We start from the raw sequence: 500 nt of genomic DNA, 5'->3' as shown, positions 1-500 counted from the left end.
GCAGAAGGCTTACAAAACGTCTCCGTATCGCAAGTCGAGCTCAAATCACATATTCAGTTTTACAACGGTATCCGTACCGACGCCATCCATGAGGCCATCATCAAGGCCGTGGCCGACCTGATCTCACAAGATACGCCCGACTATCAATATCTGGCCGCCCGCCTCGCCATTTTCCATCTGCGCACAATCGCTCATGACGAATTCGAACCGCCTCACCTCTACGATCACGTTACAAAACTGACCGAAGCAGGCAAATACGACCGCCACATCATCGCAGATTACAGCCGTGAAGAGTTTGAAGAGCTGAACGCCTATATCGAACACAGCCGCGACATGACCTTCTAGTATGCCGCCGTGAAGCAGCTCGAAGGCCAATATCTGGTGCAGAACCGCGTTACCCGCCAGATTTATGAAACGCCGCAGTTCTTATCTATTTTGGTGGCGATGTGTCTCTTCAGCAAATACCCGAAAGAGACGCGCTTGGATTACGTCAAACGCTT

The 500-nt window shown here is 51.2% G+C and carries 1 pseudogene; it reads left to right on the top strand.

The features are described 5' to 3' along the window. A pseudogene (locus ACTHTQ_RS11295) lies at window positions 1-500 on the top strand (ribonucleotide-diphosphate reductase subunit alpha); the annotation flags it as partial.

The organism is Neisseria sp. P0020.S003 (assembly GCF_051957095.1).
GTDB classification, from domain to species: domain Bacteria; phylum Pseudomonadota; class Gammaproteobacteria; order Burkholderiales; family Neisseriaceae; genus Neisseria; species Neisseria subflava.
This window is presented reverse-complemented; position numbering and strand designations above follow the sequence as displayed.